This window comes from uncultured Bacteroides sp., assembly GCF_910586915.1.
Classification (GTDB): Bacteria; Bacteroidota; Bacteroidia; order Bacteroidales; family Bacteroidaceae; genus Bacteroides.
Window position 1 is genome coordinate 17755 of sequence record NZ_CAJULN010000029.1, and the last position, 16704, is coordinate 34458.

Annotated in this window: 12 protein-coding genes and 1 other RNA gene; 8 read left to right on the forward strand and 5 right to left on the reverse strand. The window is 47.4% G+C overall.

What is annotated here, in order from left to right; all coding sequences use genetic code 11:
- Positions 1-22: 22 nt before the first annotated feature.
- On the reverse strand, positions 23-346 hold the full coding sequence (locus QZ331_RS10520) for a helix-turn-helix transcriptional regulator (protein WP_294630033.1): 324 nt from the start codon (positions 344-346) through the stop codon (positions 23-25).
- Between the two features lie 495 nt (positions 347-841).
- Here QZ331_RS10520 and QZ331_RS10525 point away from each other — a divergent pair, with 495 nt between their 5' ends.
- Positions 842-1507 (forward strand): phenylalanine--tRNA ligase beta subunit-related protein, encoded by a 666-nt coding sequence (locus QZ331_RS10525; RefSeq protein WP_294630051.1) that lies wholly within the window; start codon positions 842-844, stop codon positions 1505-1507.
- 35 nt (positions 1508-1542) lie between these two features.
- A complete protein-coding gene (locus QZ331_RS10530) occupies positions 1543-2178 on the forward strand; it encodes a M23 family metallopeptidase (protein WP_294630035.1) in 636 nt (211 codons plus the stop codon).
- A gap of 140 nt (positions 2179-2318) precedes the next feature.
- Here the strand turns inward: QZ331_RS10530 and QZ331_RS10535 are convergent, their stop codons facing one another.
- Complete coding sequence (locus tag QZ331_RS10535; RefSeq protein ID WP_294630036.1) at positions 2319-3959, reverse strand: beta-N-acetylhexosaminidase; 1641 nt, start codon at positions 3957-3959, stop codon at positions 2319-2321.
- A gap of 151 nt (positions 3960-4110) precedes the next feature.
- Between QZ331_RS10535 and QZ331_RS10540 the strand changes: the two genes are divergently transcribed.
- Positions 4111-6336, forward strand: a complete 2226-nt coding sequence (locus QZ331_RS10540) for a beta-N-acetylglucosaminidase (RefSeq protein WP_294630038.1) — start codon at positions 4111-4113, stop codon at positions 6334-6336.
- Positions 6337-6420: 84 nt separating this feature from the next.
- Here QZ331_RS10540 and QZ331_RS10545 read toward each other — a convergent pair whose 3' ends face one another.
- Positions 6421-7572, reverse strand: coding sequence for a lactonase family protein (locus tag QZ331_RS10545; RefSeq protein ID WP_294630039.1), 1152 nt, complete (start codon positions 7570-7572; stop codon positions 6421-6423).
- A gap of 183 nt (positions 7573-7755) precedes the next feature.
- Complete coding sequence (locus QZ331_RS10550; RefSeq protein WP_294630041.1) at positions 7756-8202, reverse strand: DUF6078 family protein; 447 nt, start codon at positions 8200-8202, stop codon at positions 7756-7758.
- Between the two features lie 225 nt (positions 8203-8427).
- On the opposite strand from QZ331_RS10550, the gene ssrA reads away from it, so the two are divergent.
- From ssrA to dinB, 4 genes are all read left to right on the forward strand, one after another.
- Positions 8428-8824, forward strand: a transfer-messenger RNA (tmRNA) gene (ssrA, locus tag QZ331_RS10555).
- 116 nt (positions 8825-8940) lie between these two features.
- Positions 8941-10335 carry an alpha-L-fucosidase gene (locus tag QZ331_RS10560; protein WP_294630043.1) on the forward strand — a complete coding sequence of 465 codons (1395 nt, stop codon included), beginning with the start codon at positions 8941-8943 and terminating at the stop codon, positions 10333-10335.
- 122 nt (positions 10336-10457) lie between these two features.
- Positions 10458-12446, forward strand: a complete 1989-nt coding sequence (locus QZ331_RS10565; protein ID WP_294630044.1) for a family 20 glycosylhydrolase — start codon at positions 10458-10460, stop codon at positions 12444-12446.
- On the forward strand, positions 12433-13527 hold the full coding sequence (gene dinB / locus QZ331_RS10570) for a DNA polymerase IV (RefSeq protein ID WP_294630046.1): 1095 nt from the start codon (positions 12433-12435) through the stop codon (positions 13525-13527). The genes QZ331_RS10565 and dinB overlap by 14 nt, the downstream gene beginning before the upstream one ends.
- A gap of 301 nt (positions 13528-13828) precedes the next feature.
- On the opposite strand, the gene QZ331_RS10575 is transcribed toward dinB, so the two are convergent.
- On the reverse strand, positions 13829-13966 hold the full coding sequence (locus QZ331_RS10575) for a hypothetical protein (protein WP_294630048.1): 138 nt from the start codon (positions 13964-13966) through the stop codon (positions 13829-13831).
- 233 nt (positions 13967-14199) lie between these two features.
- Here QZ331_RS10575 and QZ331_RS10580 point away from each other — a divergent pair.
- Positions 14200-16704, forward strand: a 2505-nt coding sequence (locus QZ331_RS10580; RefSeq protein WP_294630049.1) for a transglutaminase domain-containing protein, incomplete at its 3' end; no start/stop codon positions are given.

Sequence of the window (16704 nt, forward strand, 5' to 3'; positions counted from 1 at the left end):
GACAAAGTATGTCGGAAGTTTGCTACAGTTTGAGTTTGTAGCGGAATAGGATGGGTTCTTCCTCTTCCAGTTCGCATTCTTTTACTATCTTTATTATAAGGTAATTGTCTGCCACGCGGGAAGAAACAGCGGAGGTGGGTGAATTACCGTATGCATAGGAGATAAAGTCGAACTGTAGTACTTCGGAAATGGCGATAAGTAGTTCGCTGTCGATACTTTTCCGGTTGAAGATGTCGTAGACGGTAGTACGGGTTTTATGAATCGCTTCTGCAAAATCGACTATCGACAAATTGCTTTCCGATAGCTTTTGCTTTATAAGTTTTCCTATGTGCACATCCTTTTTCATTCGCGTATTTGTTTTAAAGTTAAATCCGGTTCTCCTTTCGGACGAATAGTGCAAAAGAGATGTCTTGTGTGAAAAACATGAAAAGCGTGGAGAACTTATTGTGCTACTAATATCAAGGCATCGCCAAACACCCTACAGAAAGTAAACACACTCCCCTCCACGCCTGAATTATAGGAGTGTGACAAAGGTGTCACGGACCTACAAAACGAAGCGAGAACGTCGTCTTGTTTTATCCTTTCTGTGAAAAAAATGGCGATTTTTTGATATTTAGGATAAAAGCCAAACGCTTTCTCTTTTTTTAATATACAAGCTGTCGTAAGAACCACTGTTCCTTGCAGCTTTGCAAAGGTACAAAAAAAATGAAACAATACGATTTGAGAGGGGAGATTTTGAGGGGGAATATAACAAATTGCTGTCAAACAGAAGCAGGATATTGAAGCAAAAGACTTATTTTTGCCGCCGGAAAAATCGGTTTTATTTATAACTGTTTATATGATGCACACAATTACTGTTTCTCAGGCAATCAAAGATGCTTGCCCGGTTTTTGCCGGAGTTGCCGTATATGCCGCCGTAAAGAACACCACATACTGCGAAGGGCTTTGGAAGGAAATAGATGCTTTTGCCCGGCAACTGACTTCTACTGCTCAAATGGAAGATATCAAACTCCAGCCGATGATAGCAGCCACCCGCGAAGCGTATAAGCGTTGCGGAAAAGACCCCGGACGTTACCGTCCGTCTGCAGAGGCCTTACGCCGCCGGCTGATGCGCAGGATTCCTTTGTATCAGATTGATACGTTGGTAGACCTGATAAACTTAGTCTCTCTTCGTACAGGACACTCTATCGGCGGCTTCGATGCCGACAAAATTCAAGGCACACATCTCGAACTTGGTATCGGCAAAGCAGGCGAACCCTTTGAAGGTATCGGGCGCGGAGTACTGAATATCGAAGGACTGCCCGTATATCGTGATTCTTTGGGCGGTATCGGAACACCGACAAGCGACCACGAGCGGACGAAGATGGATGTCGGGACTACCCATATTCTTGCCATCGTCAACGGCTACAACGGAAAAGAAGGTTTGAAAGAAGCTGCTGAAATGATTCAGTCTTTATTGAAGGACTATGCACAGTCGGATGGTGGTGAACTTTTATTCTTCGAGTAATTTGCATGAGTCCGAATTGTAAAAAGAAGAAATAGATGAAGAGCATACTTATTCCCCTTGTTGTTTTGTTGCCTGTTATTGCCGGCGCACAGAACAAGTCTCCTTTTTCAGCCAAAGAGATAAAGGATGTCCGCGTACCTACTCCCGGGCTGTTTGCCAAGAGCAACCATCTTTATCTGCATTTGGATTCTTTGCAGGAGCACGAATATGCATTTCCGTTACCCGGTGCTAAAGTAATCTCAGCCTACGGAACCCGTGGCGGACATTCGGGTACGGACATCAAAACTTGCGCGAAAGATACGGTTCGTGCAGCTTTTGACGGTATAGTGCGTATGTCCAAACCGTATTATGCGTATGGAAACCTGGTTGTCATACGCCACCCCAACGGGCTGGAGACTCTTTACAGCCATAACTTCAAGAACCTTGTTCAAAGCGGTGATACCGTAAAAGCCGGACAGCCCATCGCATTGACCGGGCGTACCGGCCGTGCCACTACGGAGCACGTGCACTTTGAAACCCGCATCAACGGACAGCATTTCAATCCGAACCTGATTTTTAATATGAAGGAAGGAAAACTGCGGAAAGAGTGCATAAAGTGTACTAAAACAGGAAAAGGGATAATCGTGAAGCCGCAGCCTGCTGATAGCCGTATGGCTCAAAACAGGAAATAACTTGATATTTATAGAACGATAAGTCAGTCTTAAAACTCACCGTCGATTACACAGATTAACACAGATTTCTCTATTAATACTTGATATCAGGTTAAATAATCTGTGCTAATCCGAATAATCGACGGTGAGAACGGGGAATATTACTCCATGATGTGCTTGCCGTAATTCCAGCCTTTCAGTTTATACAGCGTTGCATCCCGGCGAATCCGTGTTTTGAAGTCTTCGTAGTTTCGTTTGTCTTGCGGAGTCCACCCTGCTTCGGCAACGGCGGCAAGGCGTGGCAGCATCAGGTATTCAAGTACCGACGGGGTAGTCACCCATTCCGTCCAGAAGTTTGCCTGTACACCTTTATAATAAGGTTGCAGTTTTTCATCCACATCTTTCATCGGTTGGTAGTTATAGACGGCTTCTACGGTCTCCGTGCCGCGTCCCTGCGACATCGGTTCGGTGGGCAGGTCAGATTGTTTGCGGTTGATGTAGTAGGGAATTTGTGGAGACAGGATGGTATGCATACCGCGGGCGGCTGCCTGCTTGGCGGCTTGGTTGGCTCCTACCCACGCCATGATGGTGATGTCGTTACCTAATATGTCCGTGTTTCCGTGCAACACTTCGTTCCAGAATATCAGTTGCCGTTGCTTGTCGGCAGGTTTGGTGGCGATGTAATCTTTCAGTTGCTTGTAGAAGTAAATCTGTAAATCCCTGAAATTGGCAGAACCTATTTCACCCAACAGTCTCTTGCACGCTTCATTCTCTTTCCATTTGTCGGTGGGACATTCGTCGCCGCCTAAATGAATGTAGCCGAAGGGGAACATCTCCGTAAGTTCGTCTATTACATCTTTGGCAAATTGCATGGCTTTCGGATGAGCTACGTTGATGACATCCGTCGATATTCCTTGACTCAGCCATACTTCGTGAGGATTCTCCGGGTCGCAGGCCAGGAACTCCGGATAAGCGGCGATGGCAGCCTGCGAGTGTCCCGGAATATCTATCTCGGGTACGATTTCTATAAACCGTTGACGGGCATAGTCTACAATCTCTTTGACATCCTTGCGGGTATAGAATCCGCCGTAGCGTTCGTTGTCCGCTTTCACATCGCCGTATGCGAGGGTGTTACTGTTTCTCCAGGCACCGATTTCGGTCAGTCGGGGATATTTCTTAATCTCGATTCTCCATCCTTGGTCTTCTGTCAGGTGCCAGTGGAAACGGTTCATCTTGTAGGTTGCCATCATGTCGATAACTTTTTTTATCTCTTCCTTGCCGAAGATATGTCTGCCTTCGTCCAACATGAATCCCCGCCATTCGAAACGGGGAGCATCCTGGATGCTGACGGCGGGGATGGTCCATTCCTTGTGTCCGGGAGCGGGGAGGCCTGCCATTACGTTGCGGGGCATCAGTTGTTTCAGCGTTTGCAGCGCGTAGTAGAAGCCGGCAGGGCGTGCGGCCTCAATTCTGATTTGCTCTTTTGATACATTGAGGTGGTAGGCTTCGGCGGACAACTGGCGGTTTAGTTCTAAGATGATGGTAGCTTCCTCATCCCGGCGGGTAGAGGAGATACGGACGTCGGTTGCTTTCCGGAATTCTTTCTTGAAAGCATCGAAAAGGATACGTACGCTGTCTCCCTCGTAAGGAGTGACTTTTGCTTTCAGTTGTTTGTCGAACGTGAAGTGTCCTTTTTCTACAGAGAGATGGGCCGGACGGGGCGTAATGGCGATTTCTTGTGCTGCCAATGCGGTACATCCGCAGATGAATAATGACAAAGATAAAAGGTGTTTGATTTTCATGTTAGTAATGTGGGTTAGTATTTCTTAAATAGCAGCCGAAGATAGGAATAATAAATTAAAAATACATGGCTTTGTGATTGTTTTGTTTGCTTAATTTAATAAATTGGCTTTTCTTTGTAGAAAAGATAACTAATCCTCATTATTGTAACTTATGAAAAGCAACAAAATGCATTTGTTCGGAGCTTGCCTCCTGTGTGCTATGACTGCCTTTGCGCAGAATGTAAACTTGCAGCCCGCTCCCCAGCAACTTACCGGACAGGACAAAAGTGTCGGACTACCCGCCATCTTTCGGATAAACGGTGAAACGGAAGCCAATCCGCACGCAGTGAAAGGACTGAAAGAGCTGCTGTACGGCAAGCAAAGCAGCAGGGAAGGAGTGCTTGTCTCCATCGGCGAACGGGGCGACAAGAGTGTGCGCAAGTATAGCCGGCTGATTCCGAAACATCCCGAAGGCTATTACCTGTCCGTCACCGACAAGGAAATCGTATTGGCAGGAAACGACGAACGCGGCACTTTTTATGCCTTGCAGACCTTTGCGCAACTGCTCAAAGACGGAAAACTCCCGGTAGTGGAAATAAAGGATTATCCTTCCGTACGCTATCGTGGGGTGGTAGAAGGATTTTACGGAACTCCGTGGAGCCACGAGGCACGTCTCAGCCAACTGAAGTTCTATGGCAAAAACAAAATGAATACCTATATATATGGTCCGAAAGACGACCCGTATCACAGTTCGCCGAACTGGCGCCTACCTTATCCGGAGAAAGAGGCGGTACAGTTGCAAGAACTGGTGAAGGTGGCCGATGAGAACGAAGTTGACTTCATATGGGCTATCCATCCGGGGCAGGATATCAAATGGAACCAGCAAGACCGCGATATCCTGTTGGCTAAATTTGAGAAGATGTACCAGCTTGGTGTACGCTCGTTTGCCGTATTCTTCGACGACATTTCCGGCGAAGGCACCAATCCTCAGAAACAGGCTGAACTCCTAAACTACATCGACGAGAACTTTGTGCAGGTAAAACGGGACGTAACTCCGCTTATCATGTGTCCTACCGAGTACAACAAAAGCTGGTCGAATCCTAAAGGCAACTACCTGACTACTTTAGGAGACAGACTCAACCCTTCGATTCAGATTATGTGGACGGGCGATCGTGTGATTTCCGACATCACCCGCGACGGTATCAACTGGATTAACGAACGCATTAAACGCCCTGCCTATATTTGGTGGAACTTCCCAGTGTCCGATTATGTACGCGACCATCTGCTTCTCGGTCCGGTCTACGGCAATGACACAACGATAGCCAACGAAATGTCGGGCTTTGTCACCAATCCGATGGAACACGCCGAAGCATCCAAAATCGCTATTTACAGTGTGGCAAGCTATGCTTGGAATCCTGCGAAGTATGATACTTGGCAGGCGTGGAAAGACGCTATCCGTACGATTCTGCCAAGTGCCGCAGAAGAACTGGAGTGCTTTGCTATCCATAATTCCGATTTGGGCGTAAACGGACATCGCTACCGTCGCGAAGAGTCGCAGAATATTCAGCCTGCTGCCGAACGTTTCCTCAAAAGCTATGTAGAAAGCGGTAAATACGAAACGGCAGATTTCGAAACATTGCAGCATACACTCGAACAAATGGCGGAATCGGCCGACATACTGTTGGTTAATACGGAAAACAAACCGTTGCTTCAAGAGATAACCCCGTGGCTGTATCAGTTCAGACTGTTGGCAGAAACCGGAAAAGAGGTATTGAATATGGTAAAGAGCCGTGATGACTCCTCGCATTCTTATTTCCTGCGTAAGTACAATCATGTAAAAGCCTTGCAGCAACAGATGTTTGACATTGACCAAACGTACAACCAGAATCCTTACCAACCGGGAGTAAAGACGGCTTCGAGAGTGATAAAACCGTTGATTGACCGTACTTTTGCAACAACCGTGCAGCACTTTAACCAAAGGAACGGAACCACTTTGAATGCTACTACGGACTATATGCCGCATAGACTGACGAGTGATGTGGAACAAATCAAAAACCTGCCCTTGCAAGTAAAAGTAAACCGGATACTTGTTTCGCCCGCCAATGAAGTGGTGAAATGGGGAGCAGGGAAAATGGTTGAAATAGAGTTGAATAATACCTACCCCGGAGAGAGTATACAGATAGATTTCGGAAAGAAAGAGTCCTTTGCATGGGGACGTTTGGAAATCTCCGTTGACGGCAAGGAGTGGAAAGCGATAGACCTCACGCAACAAGGAAGCAAACTTACGGCAGGATTGCAGAAAGCTCCGGTGAAGTTTGTACGGTTTACCAATACAGGCAATGCGGAACAAGAGGTGTATCTGCGTCAGTTTGTGCTGACAATCGAAAAGGATAAGTAAGCTGATTGCTTTTTTCTTTGTATGAATAACCTATGAGTATAGACGACGGATATACTCATAGGTTATTTTTTTTTTTGTAAATCCCTACGGCACAAACCGTATGCAGACCGGCTTATCCACGTTGATATCCTTTTGTATATCAGTCAGTAATCCCGTGTCTGCATCCCTTTCATATACTTCGATGACATTACTGTCCCTGCAAGCCACCAGCAGATACTTGCCATTCGGCGTAATAATGAAGTTGCGCGGATGGATTCCGGTCAGTTGATAACCGGCTTTTGTCAGTCTTCCGTTGTCTGGGCAGATGCGGAAGATGGCAACGCCGTCTGCTTGCAGGCGGTTGCTGGCATACAGGAACTTGCCGTCCGGGCTGATATGAATATCGGCGCTGCCTTTTGCACCGACCGTATCGGCAGCTATCGTCTGAATTTCTTTTAAGTTTCCCTCCCGGTACTCGAAAACCGTTACTGTGCCCGAAATTTCGTTAATCAAGTAAGCGTATCCGCCGTTGGGTGCGAAAGTAAGGTGGCGCGGGCCCGAGCCGGCTGCCACTTGAAAGGCGGCGGGAGAACCTTCCCGGAGAAAACGTTCTTTGTTTTCCCCATCCGCGTCCGGGTTGACGGTAAACTTATATATCTGGTCTGTCCCCAGATTGTCGGCAAAAAGATAGTTGCCGTCGGGAGTGATGCGTACGCAGTGCAGGTGCGACTTCTCCTGCCGTTCCTTGTCGGCTCCCGCACCTTCGAATCGTATCACATCCGAAGCCGGCAGGAGCGAACCGTCTTTGGCAAGGGGAAACACCGAGATGCTTCCGCCGCTATAATTGGCGGTTATCACATTCTTTCCGTTCGTGATGATGTAGCAAGGAGCTTCGCCGCCGGTAGGCTGTGAGTTTAGCCGACTGAAAGTACCTTTCTCCTTGTCGAAGGCAAAGGCGTAGGCGGCAGCCTGTTCATTGCCAAGCTCACTGACGGCATATACAAACTTTCCGTCGGCCGAAGGCGTGAGATAAGAAGGGTTTTTTACTTCCGCTTCGCTGAGCGGGGTGGCTGTACCGCTTTCTTCGTCGAAACGGAAGCTGTATATCCCCTTACTCTCGCCCGAGGTATATGTACCTACGAGCATTGTCAACTCTTGATTCGCCGCATCGCAACTTACGGTACGGACTGCTTTTCGGGATGTGCAACTGATGGTGGTCAGGCCGATTATACCGATAGTGGCAATAAGTTTTATCATATAAATGGTTTTTAAGTATCTACTGATTTGTATATATGTATCTGTTTGTCAATTTATTGTGGTTTCCTAATAGTGTCCATTGCAGGAAACGGCAGTTTCCACGCAAAGAAACGGCCGTTCCCATACGGAGAAACAATCGTTTCCTCCCATAGATACTGCCGTTCCCATCGTAGGATACGGGCGTTACAACTTATCGTTCCAGCAGTATTCTTCGATATATTTGTCGAAGTAGTCGTTGAGTACCACTCCCAATTCCTTAGCTACGCTTATCACTTTCTGCTGTTCGTCGGGAGTGATTTTCAGTGTTCCCCGGCGTTTCAGATAGTAGTTCTTGCGTCCGAAGTAACCAATCATCCGGTAGCGGAAGACGCTTGCCATTCGTACGGTGAGTGCGTTGGCCGTGCGTGTAAATCCCAGCGCGAAGCGGGTCTTTTCGTTCGGGCAATAGAAGTTGCAGTTGTTTTTTCCGGCTTTTATCCGGTTCGGATTCATTGTCGGCAGGAAGATACGGTCGACGGGAGCATACTGCATGGCAATGCGTCGCAGACAGGTGGCGGCTTTCGGGCAGTTTTCTGCGGCACACAAGCCGAAGGAGTGGGGGACTTCGGAGAAGTCAAAGTGCGGAGTCATCGTTTTATGAATATTGATTGAGTTATGTAATACAGGCAAAGGTACGGATAAAGTTGCGGATATGTGCTCTCTTGCCGATATAAATCTGCCGTCGAAGTATAATATTTGCTAACGGATGTCGCGTGGAAACAAAAGATTTCCTATCTTTGCACTTCGGAAGGCGGCGATGCGGCATTGCAATGTACGCAGTTGCGTCCTTCGGCGTTCTGTAAGTTGCAGAGTCATGGGGTTGACTGGATTTGACAGCGGGCAGAAATGGTAAGTAAGCATACAGTGGGTCGGTAATTTCCACTTAAATCTCAGTTATCAAAATTTTATCTGGCGAAACTAATTACGCTCTTGCTGCTTAATCGAATCATAGTAGATTGGCTTAATCCCGGCACAAGGTGCTGGGACGAGACATCACTCGGAAGCTGTTGCTCCGAAGCATTCCGGTTCAGTGGTGCAGTTACATCGGGGATAGTCGGAAGCGGCCTCGCGCTTCGGATGAAATTTTAGAGGATAAGGCAGGAATTGATGGCTTTGGTTCTGTTCCTGCTCGAAAACTTAGGCAAAGATAAGTATGTAGAAAGCTTATGATTTCCTCGTTTGGACGAGGGTTCGATTCCCTCCAGCTCCACCAATGATGAAAAAACGGAGGATGTTTTGCAAAGAGACATCCTCCGTTTTTTATTGTCGGCTTACATCGGACAAAGCACGACCCGCAGAGAAATTCAATCTTGAAAAACATTATATGATATGAAAAACAGACTGATATCACTTGTCTTCTTATTATTGGGAGCAGCAGGCTTAAAAGCCCAGAACACTTTTGTGCACGAGCGTTCGCACAATTATGAATGGCCTACAGACTCATTGGTATTGAAAAAGCTGAACCAATGGCAGGATAAGAAATTCGGAGTCATCTTCCACTGGGGGCTGTACAGTGTGCCCGGTATTGTCGAATCGTGGGCGCTCTGTTCCGAAGATGTCGACTGGATTAGCCGCTACGGGCATGACAACTACCAAGAGTTCAAGAACTGGTATTGGAATGGACTCAGCCAAGAGTTCAATCCGGTCAATTTCAACCCTGAACAATGGGCCGATGTGATGAAACAGGCAGGAATGAAATACATGGTATTCACTACCAAACACCACGACGGTTTCTGTATGTTCGACAGCAGACATACCGCTTTCTCTATTGCACAGGGACCTTTTAAGGAACATCCGAAAGCCAATGTCGCCCTCCATGTGTTTGAGGCTTTCCGTAAAGCAGGTTTCATGACCGGAGCCTACTTCTCCAAACCCGATTGGCACAACCAGGATTATTGGTGGGATTATTTCGCGACCCCGAATAGAAATGTGAATTACAAAGTCGAACGCCATCCCGAAAAGTGGGAGGCTTTCAAGAACTTTACCTATAATCAGATTGAAGAACTGATGAGCGGTTACGGGCCGATAGATATTCTTTGGCTGGACGGCGGCTGGGTATCCGTCCGCAATAAGCAGGATATTGATATGCCACGGATAGCCGGTATGGCACGGGAAAGGCAACCCGGTATATTGGTAGTAGACCGTACCATAAGCGGCCGGTACGAGAATTACCAGACTCCCGAACGTTCGATACCCGAAACCCAGCTTCCCTTTCCGTGGGAAAGTTGCATTACGCTGACCACAGACTGGGGATGGGTGAAGAACGCCAGATACAAAACTCCCAATCAGGTGGTTGCCATGCTCATGGAGGTAGTTGCCAAAGGCGGCAGCCTGCTTCTCGGAGTAGGCCCTACTGCCGATGGTATAATTGAGCAACCTGCCGTGGAACGTCTTGCAGAGGTGGGACGCTGGATGAAAAAGAACGGAGAAGCGATATACAATACCCGCATCACTCCCAATTACCATTCCGGCAATGTGTGGTTTACTGCAAACAAGAACGGGAAGACACTGTATGCGCTTTATGCACTGCCCGAAGGAGAAAAGATACCTGCAAGCATCGAATGGGAAGGGAATATCCCTGCAAGAAACAGCCGGATTAAATTGTTGGCTTCCGGTCGGAAGGTGAAATGGACGGTCAAAGACAATAAAGTCATCCTTACCGTTCCCAATCAATACGTAGGCAGTACGGAACCGCTCGCCTTTCAGTTCGACGTTTCCGATTAGTAGAAAGAAGTGCATAGTTATTGGAGTGTAAGTCATCGGATTTGTGTGATGGAAGCCCCAGTGGGACGATGATTTTCTCTTTAAAATATGAGTAATATAAATAATATAATAAGTTTGAGATTATGAGAAAACTACTATTCGCTTTATGCTGTTTCTTGGCGACATCTTTGGGCGTTTCCGCACAAGAACCTTGTCCCGATGTCATCCCTGCCTTGCAACAATGGAAGGGAGGAAAAGGAAAACTCCTCCTGCCTGCCGAGGGAAGTATCGTTGTAAATCCCGATAACGAAGAGCAACTGCTGTCCACTGCCCGTATATTGGCCGGCGACTTGAAAGAGTTAATGAACTGGAACTACACCGTAAAGACCGGAAAACCGCAGAGAAACGATATTTATCTTTCCTTGACAAAGCCCGACAAACAGTTGGGCGACGAAGGTTACGTGTTGACTGCAAGCCGTTACGCCGGTATTGAAGCCCCTACCGTGAAAGGAGTTTTTTGGGGAACGCGCAGCCTTCTGCAAATATTGTATAATCAGCAAGGAAAACTGCCGAAAGGAACAGCACGCGATTATCCGCAATTTTCCAACCGTGGATTCATGCTCGATGTAGCCCGTAAGTTCTTCACATTGGATTATCTGAAACAATACATCAAGATACTTTCCTTCTATAAAATGAATGAGTTCCAGATTCATTTGAATGATAATGGCTTTCCGCAATTCTTCAACAACGACTGGAACAGTACCTATGCTGCCTTCCGCCTCGAAAGCGAACGCTTCCCGGGACTCACAGCCAAAGACGGCTCATATACCAAACAGGAGTTCTCCGACTTGCAGCGTATGGGCCTGGCGTATGGAGTAAACGTCATTCCCGAAATAGACATTCCTGCACATTCTCTTGCTTTTACGCATTACAAGCCGGAAATCGGCAGCAAAGAATACGGAATGGACCATTTGGACCTCTATAAAGATGAAACCTATCATTTTGTCGACACCCTGTTGGATGAATATCTTTCCGGCGAACATCCCGTATTCGTAGGTCCCGACGTACACATCGGTACGGACGAGTATAACAAGAAGGAAGCCGAACAATACCGCTATTTCACCGACCGTTATCTGAAATATGTTGAAAAGTACGGTAAGACTCCCCGTATGTGGGGCGGTTTGAAATGGCTTCCCGGCAAGACACCCGTAAAGGCGGAAGGTGTGACCGTCAATGCATGGTCGTACGACTGGGTAGACCCCGAAATCTCCTTGAAAGACGGATATCGGCTGATAAACACCTGCGATACTTATCTCTATATTGTGCCGGGCGCCGGTTACTATCGCGAGTTTCTCGACCATAAATGGATTTACGAGTCCTGGAGCCCGTGGTTGATGAACAGAAAACAGACACTTCCCGAAGGAACTCCGGGAGTATTGGGTGGAATGTTTGCTGTATGGAACGATATGTGCGGCAACGGTATTTCCGAGCAGGATGTACATTACCGTTCTTTCCCGGCGGTTCAGGTATTGGCGGAAAAACTTTGGAAGGGAAATACTGAAACCGTCCCCTACGAGACTTTTGAAAACTTGTGCCGTGTGATGCCCGAAGCTCCGGGAGTAAACCTGCTGGCACGTATTGCCGGAGAAACACTGCTGACCCCTTCGGGAAAAGTCTGTTCGTTGAATGGTACGGATACGATTCGCACTGCCTTGCCGGAGGTCGGTTATCCCTATGCCGTATCCTTCAAAATCTGTCCCGACAAGGATACCAACATCAGTGGCGTCCTGTTCGAAGGCCCTCATTCCAAAGTATATACCAATTGGGAAAATACCGGGCGGATTGCCTTTAGCCGCGACGGCTATGTCTTTGTGTTCGGCTCTTACCGCCTTCCTGCGGAAGAATGGACGGACATCCGTATTGAAGGCGATTATAAAGGCACTTCTCTATACGTCAACGGCAAACTGCACGAACGTCTGGAGGGGCGTAAGATGAAAGTATATCATGAGAAATACAAGCGCATGGATTATATGCCGTATCAGGAAACGCTGGTTTTCCCTCTTCGCCAAATAGGTGATGCGTTGAATGGATTCAAAGGAAAAATACAAGATGTGACTTGTGTGCAGTTTTGAAAGAAAGATTATACATATCGACATGGATGCCTTCTACGCTTCGGTAGAACAGCGCGACAATCCGCAACTTCGCGGTAAGCCATTGGCGGTGGGTCACGCCCAAGAGCGGGGAGTGGTGGCCGCCGCCAGTTACGAGGCACGGCGCTACGGAGTCCGTTCTGCCATGTCCTCACAAAAGGCGAAGCGTCTTTGCCCGCAACTTATTTTTGTGCCCGGCAGGATGGACGTTTATAAATCCGTTTCCCGTCAGATACACGAGATATTCCATCAATATACCGACATTATTGAACCTCTCTCCTTAGATGAGGCCTTTCTCGATGTGACGGAAAATAAAAGAGGCATCCCCCTGGCGGTAGATATAGCCAAAGAGATAAAGCAGAAGATTCGCGAACAACTTAACCTGATAGCATCTGCCGGCATATCCTACAACAAATTTCTGGCAAAGATAGCTTCCGATTACCGCAAACCCGACGGATTGTGCACCATTCATCCGGAACAGGCGATGGACTTCATCGCCCGTCTTCCCATCGAATCTTTTTGGGGAGTAGGTCCGGTGACGGCCCGAAAGATGCATTTGCTGGGAATCAGCAACGGTTTTCAACTGCGTAAATGCTCTTTGGAAATGCTGACCGCGCACTTCGGAAAAGTAGGCGCCCTCTATTACGACTGTGCGCGGGGCATTGACGAACGTCCGGTAGAAGCTGTCCGTATCCGTAAGTCCATCGGGTGCGAGCGGACATTGGAACGGGATATTTCCACCCGCTCTTCCGTCATTATCGAACTTTATCATGTGGCAGTGGAACTGATTGAACGTCTCGGCCGGAAGGACTTCAAAGGCAACACGCTCACTTTGAAAATCAAGTTCCACGATTTTACCCAAATCACCCGGAGCATAACCCAGTCGCAGGAGTTGACAACTTTAGACCGGGTGCTTCCATTGGCAAAAGAGTTGCTGAAAAGCGTGGAATACGAACAGCATCCTATCCGGCTCATCGGACTTTCCGTTTCCAATCCGAAGGAAGAAACGGAGGGGCAGCACGGTGTTTGGGAGCAGTTGAGCTTTGAATTTGGCGACTGGTAGCGGCGCGATTCCTTAAGCATTCACTGAAACAAGCCTGTTTTTCGAGAGCATTGTCCACTGTCTTCCCCTAACTGCCAAATGCCGGAATTACATCTTTATAATCAGCTTGTTACAGCGCATATATGCGCTGCGTCCAGCATCTATATCTCCTGGACGTAGGAGCTATATCTCTTGGACGCAGGACATATATGCGGTAGAAGTAGCATCTATATGCGCTGCAAACCGCTCATTTGCAACCAAAAAAAAGCGAGGATACTCCGAAAAGTTCCTCGCTTAAATTCGTATAATCAAGTGTGTTTATTTACATGGCAACCTGCTTTGAAAGCAGTTTTTGAAGTTTACCGTTCAAGGTTTGGCACATTGCGCCGTTCCCCATTGCCTGATAGCGTTTGATACGGTACTGTAACATCATAATCTTTTCATTTGCATCTTTTTTCATAATTTGTTTCCTCTTTTTTGCTCCCCACGTTTTGAAGAGCGGTTTTACATCTTGTTTTCTCTATTAACACTGCAAAGGTAGAAAATGTTTTTGAAATTTATGCTGCAAAACATAAAAATGTGCTTTTTATTTTGCTTGTAGTGCCTTTTTCCGAAAAAACTTATACTTTTGCGCTCATATACTGCTGTCGAAGTATTTTTTTTGATTATTTGTTTATTTAATTAATACATAATATGAAAACACTCATCCATCTTTTGTTTGTTTCGTTTCTCGCTGTCACGTTTTTTTCTTGCAGTGAACCTCATTTTCTGAAAGATGAGGCCTATCGTAATCAAGTGCTTCAGGATTTTGAGCAGAAGCAGAAAACGCTCCATCACGGAAACCTGTTTTCATTCTTTGAGAATGAAGATTTATCTCTTGCAGAGCGTGAAGCTCTGATGTTTCTGTATGCATATATGCCCATTGGGGATATTGCAGATTACCATGAATCCTATTACCTGGAAAATGTCCGCCTTTCCGAACAGATTCGCAAGGAGATGCCTTGGGGAAAGACCGTGACGGACGAACTGTATCGCCATTTCGTACTGCCTATCCGTGTGAATAATGAAAACCTGGACGAATCGCGTGAGGTATTCTATGGAGAACTGAAGGAACGTGTGAAAGGTCTTTCGATGAAAGACGCGATTCTGGAAGTAAACCATTGGTGTCACGAAAAAGTGGTCTACCGTCCGAGCGACGCCCGTACCAGTTCGCCGCTGGCTTCGGTGAAGACAGCCTACGGCCGTTGCGGCGAAGAATCCACTTTTACTGTTGCCGCATTGCGCGCTGTCGGTATACCTGCGCGTCAGGTTTATACACCCCGTTGGGCGCATACCGACGATAACCATGCATGGGTAGAGGCCTGGGCCGACGGCGAATGGTATTTCCTCGGAGCTTGCGAACCGGAACCTGTTTTGAACTTGGGATGGTTCAATGCGCCTGCCAGCCGGGGAATGCTGATGCACACCAAAGTGTTCGGCCGCTACAACGGTCCGGAAGAGATTATGCTTGAGACACCGAATTATACCGAGATAAACGTCATCGACAACTATGCTCCTACGGCGAAAGCGGTAGTGACGGTGAACGATGCCGAAGGACGTCCCGTTTCCGGTGCTAAAGTAGAGTTTAAGGTATATAATTATGCCGAGTTCTACACGGTAGCCACCAAATATACCGATGCCGAAGGACGTGCTTCGTTGACAGCCGGAAAGGGAGATATGCTGGTGTGGGCTTCGGACAAAGGAGCGTTCGGCTTTTCTAAATTGTCTTTTGGCAAAGAAAGCGAGTTGGCTCTTGTGCTGGATAAGAAAGAAGGCGAAGCCTATACGATTGATTTGGACATCGTTCCTCCGGCAGAAGGAGTGAATATGCCCGAAGTAACTCCGGAGCAACGTAAGGAAAATGACTGTAGGCTGGCAAAAGAAGACTCCATCCGCAATGCTTACGTCGCTACCATGATGACCGAGGAACAGGCGAAAGATTCGCTTGCAAGGTTTGATTTGAGCGACAACGACAGGGAAGATATGGCAAAGATATTGGTTGCTTCCCGTGGTAACCATCGTATGTTGTTGGCCTTCTTCAAAATGATTGCCAAAGAGAAAAAAGGAGATTTTTTCGTGGAATTATTGCGGCAACTTTCTGCCAAAGATTGGAGAGACATACCCGGCGAGTGTCTTTTGGATTGTTGGGTGACACTTCCCGATTTAGAGAAAATGGAAATACGGAAAGCTGCCGAACTTGTCAATCCTCGCGTGGAGAATGAGATGCTGACCGGCTACCGCCATGATTTCTTACAGTTATTCCACCGGGATGAGGAAGCTTTTGTTGAAGACCCCGCCCGCTTGGTGAAATGGTGCAAGGAAAATATTGAGATTAACAATGAACAGAATTCCCAACGTATTCCTATTTCTCCGATAGGAGTATGGAGAACACGTGTGGCGGATGAGAAGTCGCGTGATATTTTCTTTGTGGCGGTGGCTCGTTCGCTCGGTATCCAGGCTCAGATAGACAAGGTGACAGGCAAAGTGCAATACGTCGACAAAGAGGGACGTACGGTGGATGTGGACTTTGCAGAAAGCGTGTCGGAACAAAGTGCTAAGGGAGTGCTGCGCGCTGCTTATACTCCGATACGTTCGTTGGACAATCCGAAGTATTACTCTCATTTTACACTTTCCAAGTTCAAAGACGGCGCGTTCCGCTTGTTGAATTATAACGAAGGAGATGCGGATATGGGTGAAGGCGCCACTTGGGCGAACTTGTTGAAGGAGGGCACTTCCCTGGATGCCGGTTATTATATGCTGATTACCGGAACACGTATGGCAAGCGGAGCCGTGCTTTCCAAAGTCACTTTCTTTACGATAAATCCGGGACAAACAACGACCGTTGACCTGGTGATGAGAGAGAGCAAGGAACAGGTGCAGGTGATTGGCAACTTCAATTCCGAATCGCTCTATACTCCGGTATCGGCCGAGGGAACGTCCGAAAACCAAACGCTTCTTCAGACCTGCGGCAGAGGATATTTTGTAGTCGGCGTACTGGGAGTAGGGCAGGAGCCTACCAATCACGCGCTGAGAGACATAGCCGCATTGGGCAGCGAATTTGAGAAGTGGGGCAGGAAGATGGTGCTGCTTTTCCCGTCCGAAGAGCAATATAAGAAATTCAATCCGGCGGAATTTCCGGGATTGCCGTCTACCATTACT